Origin of the sequence: Thermodesulforhabdus norvegica, assembly GCF_900114975.1 — a bacterium.
Classification (GTDB): domain Bacteria; phylum Desulfobacterota; class Syntrophobacteria; order Syntrophobacterales; family Thermodesulforhabdaceae; genus Thermodesulforhabdus; species Thermodesulforhabdus norvegica.
The window spans coordinates 475322-492270 of sequence record NZ_FOUU01000001.1 but is presented as its reverse complement, the minus strand read 5'-3'; the positions used below and the strand labels follow the sequence as shown (position 1 = coordinate 492270).

Genomic DNA, 16949 nt, shown 5'->3' with positions numbered 1-16949 from the left:
GTGAAAAGCGTATCCCTTAGAAGAGAATTCAAGAAGGGTTTATGGAGGGAAAACCCCGTTCTTGTTATGCTTCTGGGGCTATGTCCTACTCTGGCGGTAACAAACACGGTGCATAATGCCCTGGGAATGATCGGAGCCGTTTTCTTTGTTTTAACCTGCTCCAGCGCAATGGTTTCTCTCATAAGAGGAATCGTGCCTTCACAGGTCAGAATAGCGACCTTCATAGTTATTATTGCCACTTTTGTAACCGTTGCAGATCGCTTCCTGGCGGCTTACCTGCCCGAGTTGAGCAAGTCCCTGGGGCCCTATGTTCCGCTCATAGTTGTTAACTGCATTATTCTGGGCCGTCAGGAGGCCTTTGCCTCCAAGCACGGAATTGTTCCGTCCGTTGTTGATGCCCTGGGGATGTCCTGCGGTTTTGGTATAGCTCTGCTTATCCTGGCTTCTGTGAGGGAGATTCTGGGTAACGGTACATGGCTTGGTGTGAACATAACCGGGGGATTGTTTACGCCCTGGCAGGTTATGATATTGCCTGCGGGCGCTTTTCTTGCTCTTGGAGTAATCATCGGGCTTGTAAGGCACATCATGCACAGGTAAAAAGAGGTGGCCAAAATGGAACTGGTTCTCATATTCTTTTCTGCGCTTCTCATCAATAATTTCGTTTTAAGCTATTTTCTGGGAATATGCCCTTTTGTCGGGGTTTCCAACCGGCTGGATTCGGCTTTTTCCATGGGTTGTGCCGTTACTTTCGTTATGACCCTTGCTGCCATGGTGGCCTGGGGCATTTACCATCTCGTACTTGTGCGCTATGGACTTGAATTTCTCGAAATTGTTTCCTTCATCCTGGTAATAGCTTCCCTGGTGCAGCTTGTGGAAATGTTCATACGAAAGACTTCGCCCGTGCTCTATCAGGCCCTAGGTATTTATCTTCCACTGATTACCACAAACTGCGCCATTCTCGGCGTGGCCCTTCTTGCCGTTCTGAAAAATTATACCTTTGCCGAAACGGTTTCCTTTGCGATAGGGGCCGGGCTGGGCTTTACCCTTGCCATTGTCATGATGGCGGGAATCCGGGAGGAGCTGGATGCGGCAGATGTTCCCGTGCCTTTTAAAGGCCCCGGTATAACCTTTATTACTGCCGGGATCCTAGCCCTCACATTCATGGGCTTTTCGGGACTCATCAGATAAGAGAGCAGGGGGGATGGACATGGTTCTTGCGGCAATTCTTACTATGGGGGCCATCGGTCTGTTCTTTTCGGTCGTTATTTCGGTTGCTCATCAGCGTCTCAGGGTTGAAGTGGACCCCAGGGTTGAGCAGATAATAGAGATCCTGCCGGGAGCGAATTGCGGAGCCTGCGGTTATCCGGGTTGCGCTAATTACGCTGATGCCGTGGTGAAAGGGGCTCCTGTGAACAGATGTACGGTCGGCGGCATGGCTGTTGCCGAATTGATCGGTCAGATCATGGGTGTTGCTCCGGCCGAGATGGTGAGGCAGGTAGCTCGAGTACGGTGTCAGGGTGATTCGGAAACGGCCGTTTGGAGTGGCGAATACACGGGCATCCGGAGCTGTGCCGCTGCTCATCTTGCCGGAGGAGCCGGGAAGCTCTGTAACCATGGTTGTCTTGGCTTTGGAGATTGTGAAAGGGCCTGTCCTTTCGGGGCAATTGTGGTTAATGAACTGGGCGTGGCTCAGGTGGACCCAGAAAAATGTACCGGATGCGGTATCTGCGTACATACCTGTCCTAGAGGGATAATATCTCTGGAGCCGGAGAATAAAACTATTCTCGTTCTCTGTGTATCTCAGGACCCGGGAAAGGTGGCGAAGGCAACCTGCAAAAAGGCCTGCATCGGCTGTGGGATCTGTGCGAAGAAGTCGCCCGAAGCTATAGTACTCGAACACAACCTTGCCCGGGTGGTTGATGCGGATAAGGTAAAGGACGAATCCGTAGAAAAATGCCCAACCGGCGCAATTGTTCGAATAAAATGATGGTAAAGCCCCACAATGGTGGGGCTTTTTCACGAAGATCAGTCCAGGCTTAATACCCCGTTTATTCCTTTTTTGGCGGCAAAATAACGGTTGAAGGCATTAACATAAGCGCGAGCGCTTGCTTCAATGACGTCGGGGCTTGTACCGATCCCTGAGTAAATCATGCCGTCTATTTCCACCCGAACCATGGCTTCGCCGAGGGCGTCGGTTCCGGTGGTAACGGCCTTCAGGTCATAGTCTCGAAGCTTTGCGGTCTTTCGCACTATCTTTTCTATGCTTTTAAAAACGGCATCAACGGGCCCGTTTCCAAGAGCCGACTCGGTTATCTTTTCTTCCCCTTTTATAAGGGTAACCGAAGCCATAGGTGTTATGGTGTTACCGCTCATTATCTGCAGGCTGTGGAAGGTATAGGTTTCGGGAACCTTTGTGAGCTCAATTTCTACAATGGTGACCAGGTCTTCCGAAGAAACCTCCTTTTTTCTGTCGGCAACATTAAGAAACCGCTGATAGACCCGCTCGAACTTCTCTTCGCCCAACGAAAACCCCAGTTGCTGGAGCTGGTGTCTCAGGGCTGCCCGTCCCGACCTCGCCGTGAGTACCAGCTTGTGGTCCTTTATTCCCACGTCTTCCGGGCGAATTATCTCGTAGGTGCTGCGGTCTTTGAGTATTCCATCCTGATGGATTCCCGACGAGTGAGCAAAGGCATTGGATCCGACTATCGCCTTGTTGGGTTGAACGGGAATGTTCATTATGCGACTTACCATTCTGCTTGTTCTGTATATTTCTTTTGTGTTTATGTTGGTGTAGGCGTCGAAGCTGGCCTGCCTTACCTTCAGAGCCATGACGATTTCTTCGAGCGCCGCATTACCTGCTCGTTCTCCGATGCCGTTTATCGTGCATTCGACCTGGTCGGCGCCATTCCGTATCGCTGCCAGTGTGTTTGCAACGGCGAGCCCCAAATCGTTGTGGCAATGGACGCTCAGGGTTACCCTGTCCAGTGCAGGCACGCGCTCCCGCAGTTTTTTTATCATTTCACCGAACTCGTCGGGAATTGCGTATCCCACCGTATCCGGTATGTTTACCACCGTTGCCCCGGCTTTTATGACGGCTTCCACTACCCGGCACAGATAATCAAAGTCCGTTCTTGAAGCGTCCTCGGTCGAATATTCGACATCCTGACAATAGCGCTTTGCGTATTTCACGGAATCAACCGCCTGTTGAAGAGCGGTTTCTCTGTCTCGTCGGAGTTTCTTCTGGAGATGAATATCGGAAGATCCTAGAAAGACGTGAATTCTCGGTCTTTCGGCGGGCTTTACGGCTTCCCACGCAAGATCTATGTCCTGCTGTACGGCCCGTGCAAGCCCCGCAATGACCGGGCCTTTTACCTGTTCGGCGATTGCCTTTACGGCTTGAAGGTCTTCAGGGGACGAACAGGGAAAACCGGCCTCAATTACATCAACTCCCAACCTTGCCAGTTGCTCCGCAATTTCCAGCTTCTGTCTTTTGTTCAATTTTGCACCGGGTACCTGTTCCCCGTCTCTCAGTGTGGTATCGAATATATAAATTCTTCTGGCCATTTTCCTGTCTCCTCTGTTTTTACGAGAAATGTTATCCGACCGGACCCGTGAATGTTGTTTCCCTGAAACCGTTCAGACAAATCCACTTGGATAACAAGCCCCATAGTCCTTTTCCTCCTTTTCAAATTTTCAGGAAATAAAAAAGGCCATGGGCGGGAACCCATGGCCTTTTTTCCGGTATGTCGTGCGATTTACCCTTCCGGCAACCGCACGCAACAGCCATCGGGTCCCCGAACTGGGCCCGTGCTAAGCAAAAGAAGAAGTAATAGCGTGCGCTTTATTGCTGGCGGGTTTAAGCTCATATCAGATTACCTCACCATCCTTCTCGTAAAGCCACAGTACCTTTAACCCCATATTTAGAAGCCTGTCAACATTTTCCACAGCGGTAAAACGGCGTTTATCTCTATTTCTCGGTTTTAAACTTTGCAGCAAGATCTGCCTTAACTGGAAGTGATCCATCCAAGATACCCTGCTCCCCTGTTCCGTATCATTTGAATTTTGAACAAATTTATATATCCCGGCTAATTTTTCCTTATTCCTCCAGTTCATAAGACCAGATGTAGGGTATGTTCTCGTCTTGCAAAAACCTTTCTATAGCAGGTGGAAAGTCGTGAGCAACAACGAGCAGGAACACTTCGGCTTCTTCTAAAGCCCCAATCTTTTCGGCATATTTCTTAAACCTTCTGATCTCGTTTTTCGAAGGCCTTACCTTACACTCGCCGAGCAGAAGGAGTCGTTGCCCGTCTCTTTTACCGTAACCGTAAATGTTCACCTGAATGTCCTTACCGTCAACGGGTAAGTATTTTCTTACAAGCCGCCCCTCGATCTCTATACCGTACCTGTCTTTAAGAAGCCCGGGAAGCTTTCCATATACCCTGTTCTCAAGACTGTATCCAACGCTGTGAGATATGCCTTCCAATCTCTCCTCGAAAGCGTCCATCCGCTTTACCAGGATTCTTATCTCCTCTTCGGTTTTCTTCTGAGCTGCGGCCAATTCTTCAACCCTGGCCTCAGTTCTTTTCTGGGCTTCCGCCAGCTCTTCAACTCTTGCTTCGGTTCTTTTCTGAGCTTCGGCGAGCTCTTCGACTCTGGCCTCGGTTCTTTTCTGAGCTTCAGCGAGCTCTTCAACCTTCTGAGCCAGTGAGTTCAGTCTAAGATCGGTTTGTTTTTGTGCTTCTGCGAGCTCTTCAACCCTGGCTTCAGTTCTTTTCTGGGCTTCAGCGAGTTCTTCAACCTTCTGAGCCAGTGAGTTCAGTCTAAGATCGGTTTGTTTTTGTGCTTCTGCGAGCTCTTTTACGATGCCTTTTAATTCGTTGAATTCCTTCTTTGTTACAGATTCCTCCCTCTGACGCTCGATTTCCTCAAGCATCGCTATTAAAATGCTTCGGAGCTGCGGATCCAGCGATTCTAGCCTTTTTATGAAGGATACACTCACAGGCATAAGCCATATCTCCTTCGAATTCCGATTTGTAAAATACTTTTAACCACTTTCATACCACGGTGACAACCCAAAAGAAAGAGGACATTTCTCTGCTTGCGATGATCAACGCGCAAGGGTTTTGGGCTCCGAAGATGGTAGCTGAAAACGCACAGTTTACAGGTGATTTTGTTATAAGCTTTGTTTATCCCTCAAGCTGTAATACCAGAGTTTCACCTGCCGTTTTTGCCTTATCCTTGATCCCCTCTTAGAGCTGAAAAAGTGTAACCAGTTACGAGCAGGGATGTAAAACCCTTGAAGTGGCGAGTCTTTGGGAATTGACAAAAAGAGCCGAGTGATGTTAACCATCTTGCTGTGAGTGGTTGACAAAGGGGAAACATCATGAAGAGTGCTGGCGAAACAATACGCGAGATGTTGGAATTTGACCGGATTCATCTTTGGCATCCCTATACATCGCCTGTAGACCCTTTGCCCGTATACCCGGCGGTTAGGGCTAAAGGTGTCAGGATAGTACTTGCCGATGGACGGGAGCTCATTGACGGTATGAGTTCCTGGTGGTGTGTGATTCACGGCTATAGCCATCCTGAACTCATAAAGGCTGCAAGGGAACAGATAGAGCGGATGGCCCATGTAATGTTTGGCGGGCTTACCCATCCACCCGCCGTTGAACTGGGAAAATTGCTGTTGGAAATTGCCCCAGATGGGTTGACAAAGATTTTTTATTGCGATTCGGGCTCTGTTGCCGTTGAAGTTGCCATGAAAATGGCGCTTCAGTACTGGCACGCTTTGGGGAAGGCTGGCAAGAAAAAATTTCTTACCGTAAGAAAAGGCTACCACGGTGATACCTTCGGGGCTATGAGTGTCTGCGACCCGGTAAACGGCATGCATCGGCTTTTTGCCGGATTTCTTACGCAAAATCTATTTGCTCCCGAACCTTCCTGTACATTTGATCAAGAGTGGCAGGAAGACGATATCAGCGATTTGATGAAGTTGCTTTCCGAACATGTTGACGAAATTGCGGCCGTTATCATGGAGCCGGTGGTACAGGGAGCCGGGGGCATGAGGTTTTATCATCCTCTCTTTGTCCGACGGGCCTATGAGCTATCTAAACAGTTTGGTGTGCTTTTCATAGCCGACGAAATTGCTACGGGTTTTGGCCGTACGGGAAAAATGTTCGCCTGTGAATATGCCGGTATCACGCCGGACATCATGTGCGTGGGAAAGGCTCTTACGGGAGGCATGATGTCGCTTGCCGCCGTTCTAACCACGGATGATGTTGCCGAGGTAATCGGAGGTGGCGATCCGGGAATATTTGCCCACGGTCCCACTTTTATGGGCAATCCTCTGGCCTGTGCCGTTGGTGCCGCAAGCATCCGTCTGCTTATGTCGTATCCATGGCGTGAACGGGTGAAAGTGATTGAGTCGGTTTTGAGAGATGGGTTGGAGCCCTGCAGGGGTATGCCCGTTGTGGAAGATGTGAGGGTCTTGGGTGCAATCGGTGTCGTGGAAACCAAGAGGCCCGTGGATGTGGCCCTTTTGCAAAAGCTTTTTGTGGAACGAGGTGTGTGGATTAGGCCTTTTGACCGGCTGATTTATGTTATGCCCCCTTACGTAATAGGAAAGGAAGATCTGGTCATTCTCTGTGAGGCCCTTTGTGAAGTCGTGGATATGTGGGGGAGAACGTACTGATGAATGTGGAATGGCGGTTCATAGACGAGGAGCTCGAAAGACGAAGAAAATTGAGTCGATTACGGCGGCTTGGAGTTGTTAATGTTATTTCGCCCAGAGAAATAGAGATCAACGGCAGGAAAATGCTGTCTTTTGCATCAAACGACTACCTGGGCCTTTCGAAGCATCCGATGGTAAAAAAGAGAGCGGTTGAGTTCATCGCGCGTTATGGTACCGGAGCAACAGCGTCACCTCTCGTGTGCGGAAATTTATCGTGCACAGAAGCACTGGCCAGAAAAATCGCCTCGATGAAAGGTACCGAATGTGCCCTTCTTTTTCCTTCGGGTTTTCAGGCTAATGTAAGCCTTTTCTCAGCTCTTGCGGATCGGGAATCGCTTATAATTTCGGATCGGCTGAATCACGCCAGCATAGTTATGGGAGCAAGGCTTGCCCGTTGCACTGTATGGGTGTCTCCTCATAATGATTACAAGGCTCTAAGGGCGCTGTTAGAAAAGGCTTCTGGTAAATATTCCAGGGTGATCATTGTTACCGAGAGCGTATTTTCAATGGACGGAGACACCGCAGATGTACCTTTGCTAGTGGAGCTTGCGATGAAGTATTCGGCTTTACTCGTTGTCGATGAGGCTCATGCAACAGGGGTTATGGGGCCTGAGGGAATGGGGCTTTGCACCGGTCTCCCGGTGGATGTGATTATGGGAACCTTCAGCAAGGCTCTTGGTGCAAGCGGGGCCTATGTGGCTTGTTCCAGAAAGATGGCACATTATCTCGTTAACTGCTGCGGGGGGTTCATATATTCCACGGGCCTGTCGCCGGCGATTATAGGAGCCGTAGATGCTGCACTGGACCTTCTTCCCGCAATGGGAAGTGAGCGGGAAGGTTTACTGCAGAAAGCCCGGTTTTTAAGAGACCGACTTAATTTCATGGGCTTTTCTACGGGATCCTCTACAACTCACATAGTACCGATTATAGTGGGTGACGATAAGGAGGCTCTTGATCTGTCCGGCTACTTGATGGAAAAGGGTATCTTCGCTCTTGCCTTCCGTCCGCCGACGGTGCCCGATGGGACAAGCAGGATCAGGATTTCTCTGAGCTCATGTCACACTCTACAGGATCTGGAAGTCCTGCTGGAAGCCCTTGATGACTGGAAAAGGAAGACCTGAAATGATGCCTGATGGTATTTTTGTTACGGGTACCGATACGGGAGTGGGAAAGACTTTCGTTTGTGCCCTTCTCATGATCTCTTTTGAAGATACCTGTTATTGGAAGCCCATCCAGACCGGAAGTGCTGAGGGCACCGATCGGGAATGGATACGGCGGGTTACAGGCCTTCCGGATTATCGTTTTATACCCGAGGTCTATTGTTTTAAAGATCCCGTATCGCCTCATCTGGCCTCGATGCAGGAAAAAAGAAGGATAGATCTGTCGAACATCAGGCTACCCGCACTGCCTTCCCGTAAGCTGGTTGTTGAAGGAGCGGGTGGGGTTATGGTCCCGATAAATGAAGATAAATTTATGCTGGATCTGATGCTCTATTTAGGATTTCCTGTTCTGGTAGTTGCAAGGAGCACCCTGGGGACCATCAATCATACTCTTCTTACGATATCGGCACTGCGTAACTCGGGTGTGGAAGTCCTGGGAGTAATACTTAACGGACCCAGGAATAAGCATAACCGTGAGGCCATTGAATATTACGGGAATGTCAGGGTAATCGGTGAGATAGAGCCTGTGCCCAGGGTTACCGTGAATGTACTTCGAGGTCTTAGAAAAGAGATGTCACTTCTTTAGACTGCCTGCGCTTGACATGACCTGCCCTCGCTATTATGCAAGAGCCACATAATTCATGGTTACAGCCGGAGGATGGAGACTTGATTGAACTTATTGGGGATCGGTTACCCCGAATTATGCGGTCTCTTTTCACCCCCTGGTCTCTTCCGTTAATGGCTTTTTCCGCCTTAATACTTACCGGAGCAATCCTTCTCATGATTTGCGGGCAAGGAAAATTGAGCTTTATTGATGCGCTTTTTATGGCAACCTCGGCATCCTGCGTGACGGGGCTTACGATAATGAACATAGGAACCGATCTGACAATATGGGGGCAACTGGTCATCCTTACCCTGATCCAGGTAGGTGGGCTGGGTATAATGACCTTTTCAACAGGCCTCATGCTCTTTTTAGGAAGGAGCATTTCCTTCCGATCCCGTTTTGTTCTTCAGGATATCTTTACCTATAGCCCTCGATCCGATTTCACATCACTGGTTAAAAGAATTGTTATCTTTACGGTGCTTTTTGAATTTGTCGGGGCCCTGTTGCTTTTTTTAAGATTCGTAAAGACTTCTCCGTCCTGGATATCGGCTCTCTATCAGGCTATTTTCCACTCGATTTCTGCCTTCTGCAATGCGGGTTTTAGCCTTTTTCCCGATTCCATGATGCGCTTTCGTGGCGATGCCCTTGTGAATTTTACCATGTGCGGCCTTATCGTGATGGGAGGGCTCGGTTTTCTGGTAATGCACGAAATATATGCAACCCTGAGAAAAGCCAGAGACCTTCGCAGATTCTGGAATATGCTGTCCCTGCACACGAAGGTTGTGACGACCTCAACGGCCGCACTGATCGTGATCGGAGCGTTGCTTTTCCTCGTAAGTGAATGGCACGTAACGATGAAAGGGTTTAGGCTTTCCGAGCGGCTTCTTTCATCCCTCTTTCAATCTGTGACGACGAGAACCGCAGGTTTCAACACTCTGGATTTTGCTTCCATGAATAACATCAGCATCTTTGTTACTATGATTTTTATGTTCATCGGCGCTTCGCCGGGTTCTACGGGGGGTGGCATTAAGACCACCAGTTTTATGGTTCTCCTTGCTCTGGGATGGAGTCGTTTTCGAGGCTTTGAACAGCCTTTTTTGTTTAAACGAACTGTAAGCAATGACTCGGTAAACAGAGCTCTTGTGGTTTTTGTTGTAGGGGTTTGGATTGTCGTTATGGGCACGGTTTTGTTGCTCGTAACGGAGCTGGGGTACAAGCCCTATCACGAAACGGAAGGTTACTTTATGGAGTACCTTTTTGAAGTAATTTCTGCGTTCGGAACTGTGGGATTGAGTATGGGAGTAACTCCGACTCTGTCCGGGCCTGGGAAGCTGGTCATTGTGTTGCTCATGTTTATCGGCCGTGTGGGCCCTCTTACGGTTGCGATGGCGGTACAGGCAAGGTCTGTTTCCTACAGTTACGCAGAAGAGAAGGTCATGATCGGATAATCCTTTTTCGAGCTAAGTCCTGCTGAGACTTTTCCTGGAAGGGTTTTTAATGCCCCGTTATGTTTGTTAAGAGAGATCGTCACGCCATTGTTCCTGAGGTATCGAAAGAGTAAACTAAAAAGACCAAAATACGAAAGGAGGTGATTTGTGTGCTCTGGTATCTCGTACAACACGGAAGGGCACTGCCGGAAGATGTTGATCCCGAAAGAAGCCTTTCTTCCGAAGGGATAAAAGAAGTAGGGGCGGCCGCCAGAGGTCTTAAACTTCTGGGTATTAAGCCTCATGCGATTTTTTCGAGCACGAAAAAAAGATCGATTCAAACTGCCGAGTTGATTGCCAGTATCCTGAACTTTCCGAATGAGCAGGTTGTGAAGAGCGACGTCTTCAGGCCTTCCGGGAGCCCGGAGGAGATATCAAAATTCTTGAAAGAATATAGCAAGCCGGCACAAAGCATTCTCATTGCCGGGCATATGCCTGGACTTCAATATCTTGCCGATGCCCTCATCGGGGGATCCAATACGGTTGCCTTTGTAAATGCCGGTGTGCTTTGCATTGAATCTGAGGGGATTGCCTTTGGTACGGGCAGGGTGTTGTGGTATATCCGACCGGAACAGTTTGAACTCATGAAAGATTAGAGCGATTATGCTGAAACATGCCTTTGTAATTGCAGGTACTCACAGTGGCGTCGGAAAAACCACGCTGACTCTGGCCTTAATGGCCCATCTCTATGAACGGGGTTTCCGTGTCCAGCCTTTCAAGGTGGGCCCGGATTTTATAGATCCGGGCCTTCATTCACTCGTAACCGGCAGGGCTTCCAGAAACCTTGACGGATGGATGCTAAGCCGGGATTATAACCGCTCTCTGTTTTACCTTAACACTCTGGACGCAGATGTGGCCGTTGTGGAAGGGGTTATGGGTCTTTATGACGGCCACAGTGGTCGCGGGGAGGCGGGCAGCACGGCAGAGATGGCCAAGTGGCTGAATCTTCCTGTTGTTCTCGTGGTTGATGCCCGGAGCATGGCCAGGAGTGTTGCCGCGCTTGTTTCGGGATATCTGAATTTCGATCCCGATGTTCGATGGGCAGGGTGTATTCTGAATCGTGTGGCCGGCGACCGTCATTTCCGGTATCTGAGGGAAGCTCTGGAAACGGCACTGCCGAATTTGCCGATTCTGGGGTGGATACCCTATCGGGAAGCCCTGTGTCTTCCGGAAAGGCATCTGGGGCTTGTAACCGCCCAGGAATCTCCTGTTGACGAAGGCTGGATTAAAAGAGCCTCGGAGCTCGTTTCACGCCATATAGATCTGGATTTACTTCTGGAAAAGAGCAGAGTTGAGGTGTTGCCTGATTCGAGACCTTCCTGCTCTTGTCAGCTGGAGGCAGCGGTGGACGGGCCTGTCAGAATAGCGGTTCCCATGGATCCGGCATTTTGCTTTTATTATCAGGATAATCTGGATTTACTGAAGCGCTTTGGGGCGGAGATCGTTTTCATAAAACCTCTTTATGGAGATGTAATACCCGATGACGTTGACGCCGTTTATATGGGAGGCGGATATCCGGAGCTTCACGCTGATAAGCTTTCGGGTAACACCGGTTTTTTTAACAGCCTGAAGGGGTGTGTGGAGCGAGGCGCTCCCGTTTATGCTGAATGCGGTGGGCTTATGGTTTTGAGTCGCTTCATTCGGAGGCTTGATGGAACTCTATGGCCGATGGCCGGTATTCTGCCTTTTGGTGTCAGGATGCTTCCCAGACGGCGGGCTCTGGGATATGTGGAGGTAAAGTTCCTGAGTGATTGCATTCTGGGGCCTCGCGGAAGTGTCGTAAGGGGTCACGAATTTCACTATTCCGAAATTTGCGATGATAATTTCTCAGGTCAGGTTAACAGGGTGTACGAAATAACCTTGTCCCGAAGTGAAGACAATTCTCGTGAAGGCTATTCTCTGGGGACCGTTCTGGCAAGCTATGTACATCTGCACTGGGGAAGTAATCCTTTGATGGCGAAGTATTTCGTCGAGTCGGCGAAAAAAGCCGGTAAGCCAAAAGGGAGTAAGCCGTGAGACGCGCCAAAACTATCATGTTTTTGGGTACTGGATCGGACGTTGGGAAGAGTGTTCTGGCTGCCGCACTTTGTAGGGTGTTGAAACAGGATGGTTACAGAGTGGCTCCTTTCAAAGCCCAGAATATGGCCCTCAATTCCTTTGTTACCCCGGATGGGGGAGAAATGGGTCGTGCTCAGGTAATGCAGGCAGAAGCGGCAGGCGTGGAGCCTCACGTCGATATGAACCCTATTTTACTCAAGCCCACATCTCAAAAAGGTTCTCAGGTTATAGTTCTGGGAAAACCGATAGGTAACATGTCCGCTCCGGAATACTACAGGCGGAAAAAAGAGTTGATCCCTCTTGTTATGGCCGCCTTTGAGCGCTTGAGCCGAAGCTTCGACGTCATAGTTATGGAGGGTGCCGGAAGTGCCGTGGAAATAAACCTCAAGGAGCATGACCTTGTAAACCTTTCCATGGCGCGCCGCACGGGAACCCCCTGTGTGCTGGTGGGGGATATTGATCGCGGTGGAATATTCGCGTCTCTTCTCGGGAGCCTTGCTTTAATGGACGAGCAGGAACGAGGGCTTGTTAAAGGTTTCATTGTTAACAAATTCCGGGGGGATCCATCGCTTTTTGAAGATGGCATAAAGATCCTTGAAGAAAGGTCGAGTTTACCCGTTCTGGGAGTAATCCCTTATTTCGATCACATCCTGCTTCCGCAGGAGGATAGTGTGGCACTGTCTAGAATCTGCAGGGCTTCCGTAGAAAGTAACGACGGCGTTAAACTGGGCATAGTCAGGCTTCCTTACATATCAAACTATACCGACTTCGATGTGTTCAGCGGAGATTCCGGAGTTTTGGTTCGTTACTTCAGTAACCCTGAGGAGATATTTTCTTTTGATGCCGTTATTGTTCCCGGAAGCAAAAACACGATACATGATCTTCGTTTTCTGCACGAAAGCGGCCTTGCCGACGCCCTTCGTGCATTCTGGAAAAGCGGGAGAACCGTTGTTGGGCTTTGCGGTGGGTATCAGATGCTTGGAAACTGTGTGAGAGATCCTTTCGGGGTTGAGGGAACCCCAAGTGAGATGCAGGGGTTGGGGATACTTCCGATTGTAACGGAGATGGTCCGGGAAAAGCTAACCCATCAGGTTGAAGTCGTGCCCAACGATAATAATCCTCTGTGGTCGGGAGAAATGTCTTCCGTGGTCTTGAGAGGCTATGAGATTCACATGGGCCGAAGTTACCTTAAAACCGGTGACGTTGCCGACCCTTCAAAAGATGCGGCAGGGCTTTCAATTTTCAAGATTGTGTCCCGATCAGGCCGTCCGGCAGATGAGTTCGAAGGATGCGCTTCCCTTGAGGGTAATGCCTGGGGTACTTATGTTCACGGCATTTTTGACAATGCAGAATTCCGCCGGTGGTTTGTCTCAAAGGTTGCCCTTCTGCGGGGGAAAAAAATAGCCTGGGAGAAAGAAATCCCTGAACATTGGAGTGCCGTTCTTGATAAACAGTATGACCTGCTGGCGGAACACTTTCGAAAACACGTTAAGGTCGAACTTCTCTATTCGATTATGGGGCTCTGATGTTTGTTTCTCCTCTGGACGTGTTGATGGCTTTTCTGCTTGATCTGTTTGTGGGAGATCCTCAGGGCTGGCCTCATCCCGTCCGCTGGATTGGCGGTCTTGTAGGCAAACTGGAAAGGGTACTTTACGTAGGCGCAAAGGAAGGTTCCCTTCTGGTTACCCGTGGGGCTCTTCTGGTGGCAATGGTTTTGACAATTACGGCCACTTGTGCCGTGCTGGGACTTTTACTGGCCTACCGGCTTTCGGAATGGCTGGGGCACGCCCTGTCGGTCTGGTTAATTTACACTTCCGTCGCAACCCGGAGTCTTCATGTGGAAACGGCGAGGGTGGTTGAAAGGGTGAATAAGGGTAATCTGGAAGGAGCCAGAAAAGAGCTGTCCTGGATAGTTAGCAGGGATACGGATGTTCTTGACGAGCAGGGGGTTATGAAAAGCGTTATTGAGACGCTTTCGGAAAATATCTCCGACGGTGTGGTGGCGCCTTTCTTCTATCTGCTTGTGGGAGGTCCTGTGGGAGCACTGCTCTACAAGGCCGTAAACACGATGGACTCGATGATCGGCTATAAGAATGATCGCTACCTTCATTTCGGTCGCTGTGCTGCAAGACTCGATGATCTGGTGAATTACGTACCGGCGAGACTTACTGCGGGATTTATCGTAATCTCCGCGTGGTTTTTGGGTCTTGATGCCGGAAGAGCTCTCAGGACGGTTTTCAGAGATGCCCGTAAGGTTGCGAGCCCTAATGCTGGGTATCCTCAGGCGGCTGTTGCAGGTGCTCTGGGTGTGCAACTGGGAGGGCGACTTTCCTATTTCGGCCGTATCGTAAATAAACCGCTGATCGGCGAGCCACTTCGCACGGTGGGGTGTGAAGTTTACAGAGAGAGCGTTAAGATACTGTATCTCGTAGCGGTGTGCTCCTGTGCTTTTGTGGCTTTTATTATGAGCTTTTAAAGAGAACTTTTCAGCATGAAGCAAGCTAAAACCGAAGGCAACCTGTTCGCCTATGGTACTCTCATGTGCCCCGAAATAATGCTCGAAGTTTGCGGAACCGTTCTTGCGAGTCGACGGGCTCTTCTCCGGGGGTTTTCAAGATACCGGATACGCGATGAGTTTTACCCGGGTATTTTACCTGACCCCGGTGGTTTTGTCGGAGGAGTGGTATATTTCGGAGTTTCTGACGAACTCTGGCAGGGACTCGATAGATTTGAAGGTGACATGTACGAGCGTGTTCCCGTTACCCCGGTTCTCATGACCGGCGAAAAGATAGAAGCCTTTGCCTATGTTGTTAAACCTGCCTTTTATTCGATGTTGACCGGTGAGGAATGGGATTTTCATGAATTTTTGACAAAATTTAAAGATGCTTTCAGAAGCTCCTATCGTGGCTTTGAGTAATTTCTACTCCCGGGTTTCGGTCTTGGCATAAATGCTTCCGGACACTTTGCCTGGTAACATTACTCTTCTCCGGTACCCCCTTTAGGACCTTTTAGTACGGTTCTTCATGCTCAATAAAACAGCTAGGGATAAAGGTTGGTAAGACAATACCTTTTGCTCTAAAGCCCTCTTCTGCATCAAGAATTCGGTTGCCTTTTGGAAGATTAACCTTTAGAAAACTGGGCTCGTCAGGTAAACCGGGACCCTGGAGGTTTGGAGCTGATGAAGGTGACCCTTCTTAGCATAAAAGATCGAGTACTTGGTTCAATTGAGGCATGGTTGCTGGAAAGGGGCTATTCAAGCCTGTGGCGTGAACCTCTTGTTGGTGCAGTGGATGCTCGAGATGCTAGACTTCTCGAACTAAAAAAAGCGGTTGCCCCAGATCATGCTCTTCCTCCGGATCTTCTGCCTTCGGCCAGAAGCGTCGTGGTTTACTTCCTGCCCTTTGTTGAGGATGTGGCAAAAGATAACGGTAAGTTTCACCCTTTCGCATCCCGGCTTTGGGCCTTTGCCTATGTTGAGACAAATGCTCTGATAGCCCGGATCAATCAGGATCTGGCTTCGTTCCTGGGGGATCAGGGATATGAGACTGCGGTAACGCCGGCTACTCATAATTTCGATTCCCGGAGGCTTGTCAGCAGATGGTCTCATAAGCACCTTGCTTATTACGCAGGCCTGGGGACCTTTGGTCTTAACCATCTTCTGATTACTGCTTCGGGCTGTTGTGGACGGTTCGGGAGTCTGGTTACCAGCGCTCCGGTGGAAACTTCTGCGAAGCCACAGGAAGAATTTTGTTTGAGCAAACGAGGGCTCCCCTGTGAGGCATGTTTAAAGCGATGCCCCGTGGGGGCCCTTTCCGTTAACGGCTTAAATCGATCTTTATGTTACCAGAGATTACTTGAAAATAACGAGCGTTTCTCTGATCTTCCGCTAACTGATGTGTGCGGTCAATGCTCCTGCAATGTTCCTTGTTCCTTCAGCATCCCTCGAAACTAGAGATTTTTCATTGCTTCTTGGAGATGATCCAACCATATGTTCACTATCTCGGGATATCCGGCCATTCCTTCCAGTACTGGAATTACTTCGTAGCCTTCTTTTGTCAAAAGGGATTTCCAGCTATCAGGATCGTCCCCTGCCATATCGTTCCTGGCATGATCCCCTGCAACGCTCATAAAGGGCATAAGAAATACCTTCTTTACCCTGTTCTTTTTCAAAAGGGGAATTAGGTCATCCAGTGTTGGATGACCTTCTACGGTAGCAACAAAAATAAGGGGATCTTTTTTCTTAAATTCCACGTCAACGGCCGAATAAATGGCATCGGCAGGGTGTTTTTCACTGCCGTGACCCATGAGGATAACGGCATCTTCGGGCCTCCGGGTCTTCGGTATGTGGGCCATGACGGCTTCAACCACCCGTACGAAATCGTCATGGCTGGAAAGAAGAGGCCATGCTACGACGACCCGGTCGAAGCCACCCGCCATTTGCTCAAAAAAACGGGCGTTTGCCATCAGGTCATGAAACTCCTTTCCCGGAATAAAATGAAGGGAAAGAACCGCGACGTGGGTGTATCCGTCTTCCATGAGCTGGGCAAGCGCCATTTCGGGGGAGTGGAGGATCTGCCCTTGAGCAGCCAGCTTCTTCCGGATGATTGAGGATGTGTAGGCCCAGCGGACTTCCGTGTTGGGGAAACGCTCACGGACCATTTTCTCAACGTTTCTGAAAACGCTCTGTGCCTCGGGAATACTGGTTCCAAATGCGCTGAGGAGTATAGCCGTTTTTTTCTCTTTTTGCTTCTCCATGGCTTCGGCTCCGTTGCTCCAGAGTCCTGAAATCAAAAGGCCCATAACCGAAAGCATTAGAATGAGTTTAGAACAAGATTTTTTTTGAAGTTCCCTCATGACTTATCCTCCTAAAACGGTTTAAAATGCCCCGGGACGCCGGTAAAACGTCCCGG

At 49.5% G+C, this 16949-nt stretch carries 17 protein-coding genes; 13 read left to right on the top strand and 4 right to left on the bottom strand.

The window, feature by feature from the left end; translation table 11 throughout:
* From rsxE to BM091_RS02355, 3 genes are read left to right on the top strand one after another with little or no spacing between them, the layout of a single operon-like run.
* Complete coding sequence (rsxE, locus tag BM091_RS02365; protein WP_093393186.1) at positions 1-597, top strand: electron transport complex subunit RsxE; 597 nt, start codon at positions 1-3, stop codon at positions 595-597.
* 15 nt (positions 598-612) lie between these two features.
* A complete protein-coding gene (rsxA, locus tag BM091_RS02360) occupies positions 613-1188 on the top strand; it encodes an electron transport complex subunit RsxA (protein ID WP_093393185.1) in 576 nt (191 codons plus the stop codon).
* Positions 1189-1207: 19 nt separating this feature from the next.
* Positions 1208-1987 (top strand): RnfABCDGE type electron transport complex subunit B, encoded by a 780-nt coding sequence (locus tag BM091_RS02355; RefSeq protein WP_218148774.1) that lies wholly within the window; start codon positions 1208-1210, stop codon positions 1985-1987.
* A 38-nt stretch (positions 1988-2025) separates the two neighbouring features.
* On the opposite strand, the gene BM091_RS02350 is transcribed toward BM091_RS02355, so the two are convergent.
* The 3 genes from BM091_RS02350 to BM091_RS02340 all read right to left on the bottom strand — a co-directional run bounded on the left by BM091_RS02350 (position 2026) and on the right by BM091_RS02340 (position 5005).
* Positions 2026-3564 carry a 2-isopropylmalate synthase gene (locus BM091_RS02350; protein WP_093393182.1) on the bottom strand — a complete coding sequence of 513 codons (1539 nt, stop codon included), beginning with the start codon at positions 3562-3564 and terminating at the stop codon, positions 2026-2028.
* Positions 3565-3867: 303 nt separating this feature from the next.
* Complete coding sequence (locus BM091_RS13825) at positions 3868-4023, bottom strand: hypothetical protein (RefSeq protein ID WP_177193492.1); 156 nt, start codon at positions 4021-4023, stop codon at positions 3868-3870.
* A 73-nt stretch (positions 4024-4096) separates the two neighbouring features.
* Positions 4097-5005 (bottom strand): hypothetical protein, encoded by a 909-nt coding sequence (locus tag BM091_RS02340; RefSeq protein ID WP_093393179.1) that lies wholly within the window; start codon positions 5003-5005, stop codon positions 4097-4099.
* Between the two features lie 408 nt (positions 5006-5413).
* On the opposite strand from BM091_RS02340, the gene bioA reads away from it, so the two are divergent.
* The 10 genes from bioA (at position 5414) to BM091_RS02290 (ending at position 15991) form a co-directional block, all read left to right on the top strand.
* A complete protein-coding gene (bioA, locus tag BM091_RS02335) occupies positions 5414-6691 on the top strand; it encodes an adenosylmethionine--8-amino-7-oxononanoate transaminase (RefSeq protein WP_093393520.1) in 1278 nt (425 codons plus the stop codon).
* A complete protein-coding gene (locus BM091_RS02330; RefSeq protein WP_093393178.1) occupies positions 6691-7851 on the top strand; it encodes an aminotransferase class I/II-fold pyridoxal phosphate-dependent enzyme in 1161 nt (386 codons plus the stop codon). The genes bioA and BM091_RS02330 overlap by 1 nt, the downstream gene beginning before the upstream one ends.
* A gap of 1 nt (position 7852) precedes the next feature.
* Positions 7853-8476, top strand: a complete 624-nt coding sequence (gene bioD / locus BM091_RS02325) for a dethiobiotin synthase (RefSeq protein WP_218148772.1) — start codon at positions 7853-7855, stop codon at positions 8474-8476.
* Between the two features lie 80 nt (positions 8477-8556).
* Positions 8557-9942 carry a TrkH family potassium uptake protein gene (locus BM091_RS02320; RefSeq protein WP_218148771.1) on the top strand — a complete coding sequence of 462 codons (1386 nt, stop codon included), beginning with the start codon at positions 8557-8559 and terminating at the stop codon, positions 9940-9942.
* Between the two features lie 149 nt (positions 9943-10091).
* Positions 10092-10577, top strand: coding sequence for a SixA phosphatase family protein (locus BM091_RS02315; protein WP_093393176.1), 486 nt, complete (start codon positions 10092-10094; stop codon positions 10575-10577).
* A gap of 7 nt (positions 10578-10584) precedes the next feature.
* The gene (locus tag BM091_RS02310; RefSeq protein WP_093393175.1) at positions 10585-11997 is read left to right on the top strand and encodes a cobyrinic acid a,c-diamide synthase CobB; all 1413 of its coding nucleotides are present in this window, start codon (positions 10585-10587) and stop codon (positions 11995-11997) included.
* The gene (locus BM091_RS02305) at positions 11994-13565 is read left to right on the top strand and encodes a cobyric acid synthase (RefSeq protein WP_245735221.1); all 1572 of its coding nucleotides are present in this window, start codon (positions 11994-11996) and stop codon (positions 13563-13565) included. The genes BM091_RS02310 and BM091_RS02305 overlap by 4 nt, the downstream gene beginning before the upstream one ends.
* Complete coding sequence (cbiB, locus tag BM091_RS02300) at positions 13565-14515, top strand: adenosylcobinamide-phosphate synthase CbiB (RefSeq protein ID WP_093393172.1); 951 nt, start codon at positions 13565-13567, stop codon at positions 14513-14515. The genes BM091_RS02305 and cbiB overlap by 1 nt, the downstream gene beginning before the upstream one ends.
* Before the next feature lie 15 nt (positions 14516-14530).
* Entirely contained in the window at positions 14531-14956 is a 426-nt protein-coding gene (locus BM091_RS02295) for a gamma-glutamylcyclotransferase family protein (protein WP_093393170.1), read from the top strand.
* A gap of 261 nt (positions 14957-15217) precedes the next feature.
* On the top strand, positions 15218-15991 hold the full coding sequence (locus BM091_RS02290; RefSeq protein WP_218148770.1) for an epoxyqueuosine reductase: 774 nt from the start codon (positions 15218-15220) through the stop codon (positions 15989-15991).
* Here BM091_RS02290 and BM091_RS02285 read toward each other — a convergent pair.
* Positions 15988-16893: a sirohydrochlorin cobaltochelatase gene (locus tag BM091_RS02285; protein ID WP_245735219.1), complete on the bottom strand. Its 906-nt coding sequence runs from the start codon at positions 16891-16893 to the stop codon at positions 15988-15990. The genes BM091_RS02290 and BM091_RS02285 overlap by 4 nt on opposite strands.
* Positions 16894-16949 lie beyond the last annotated feature (56 nt).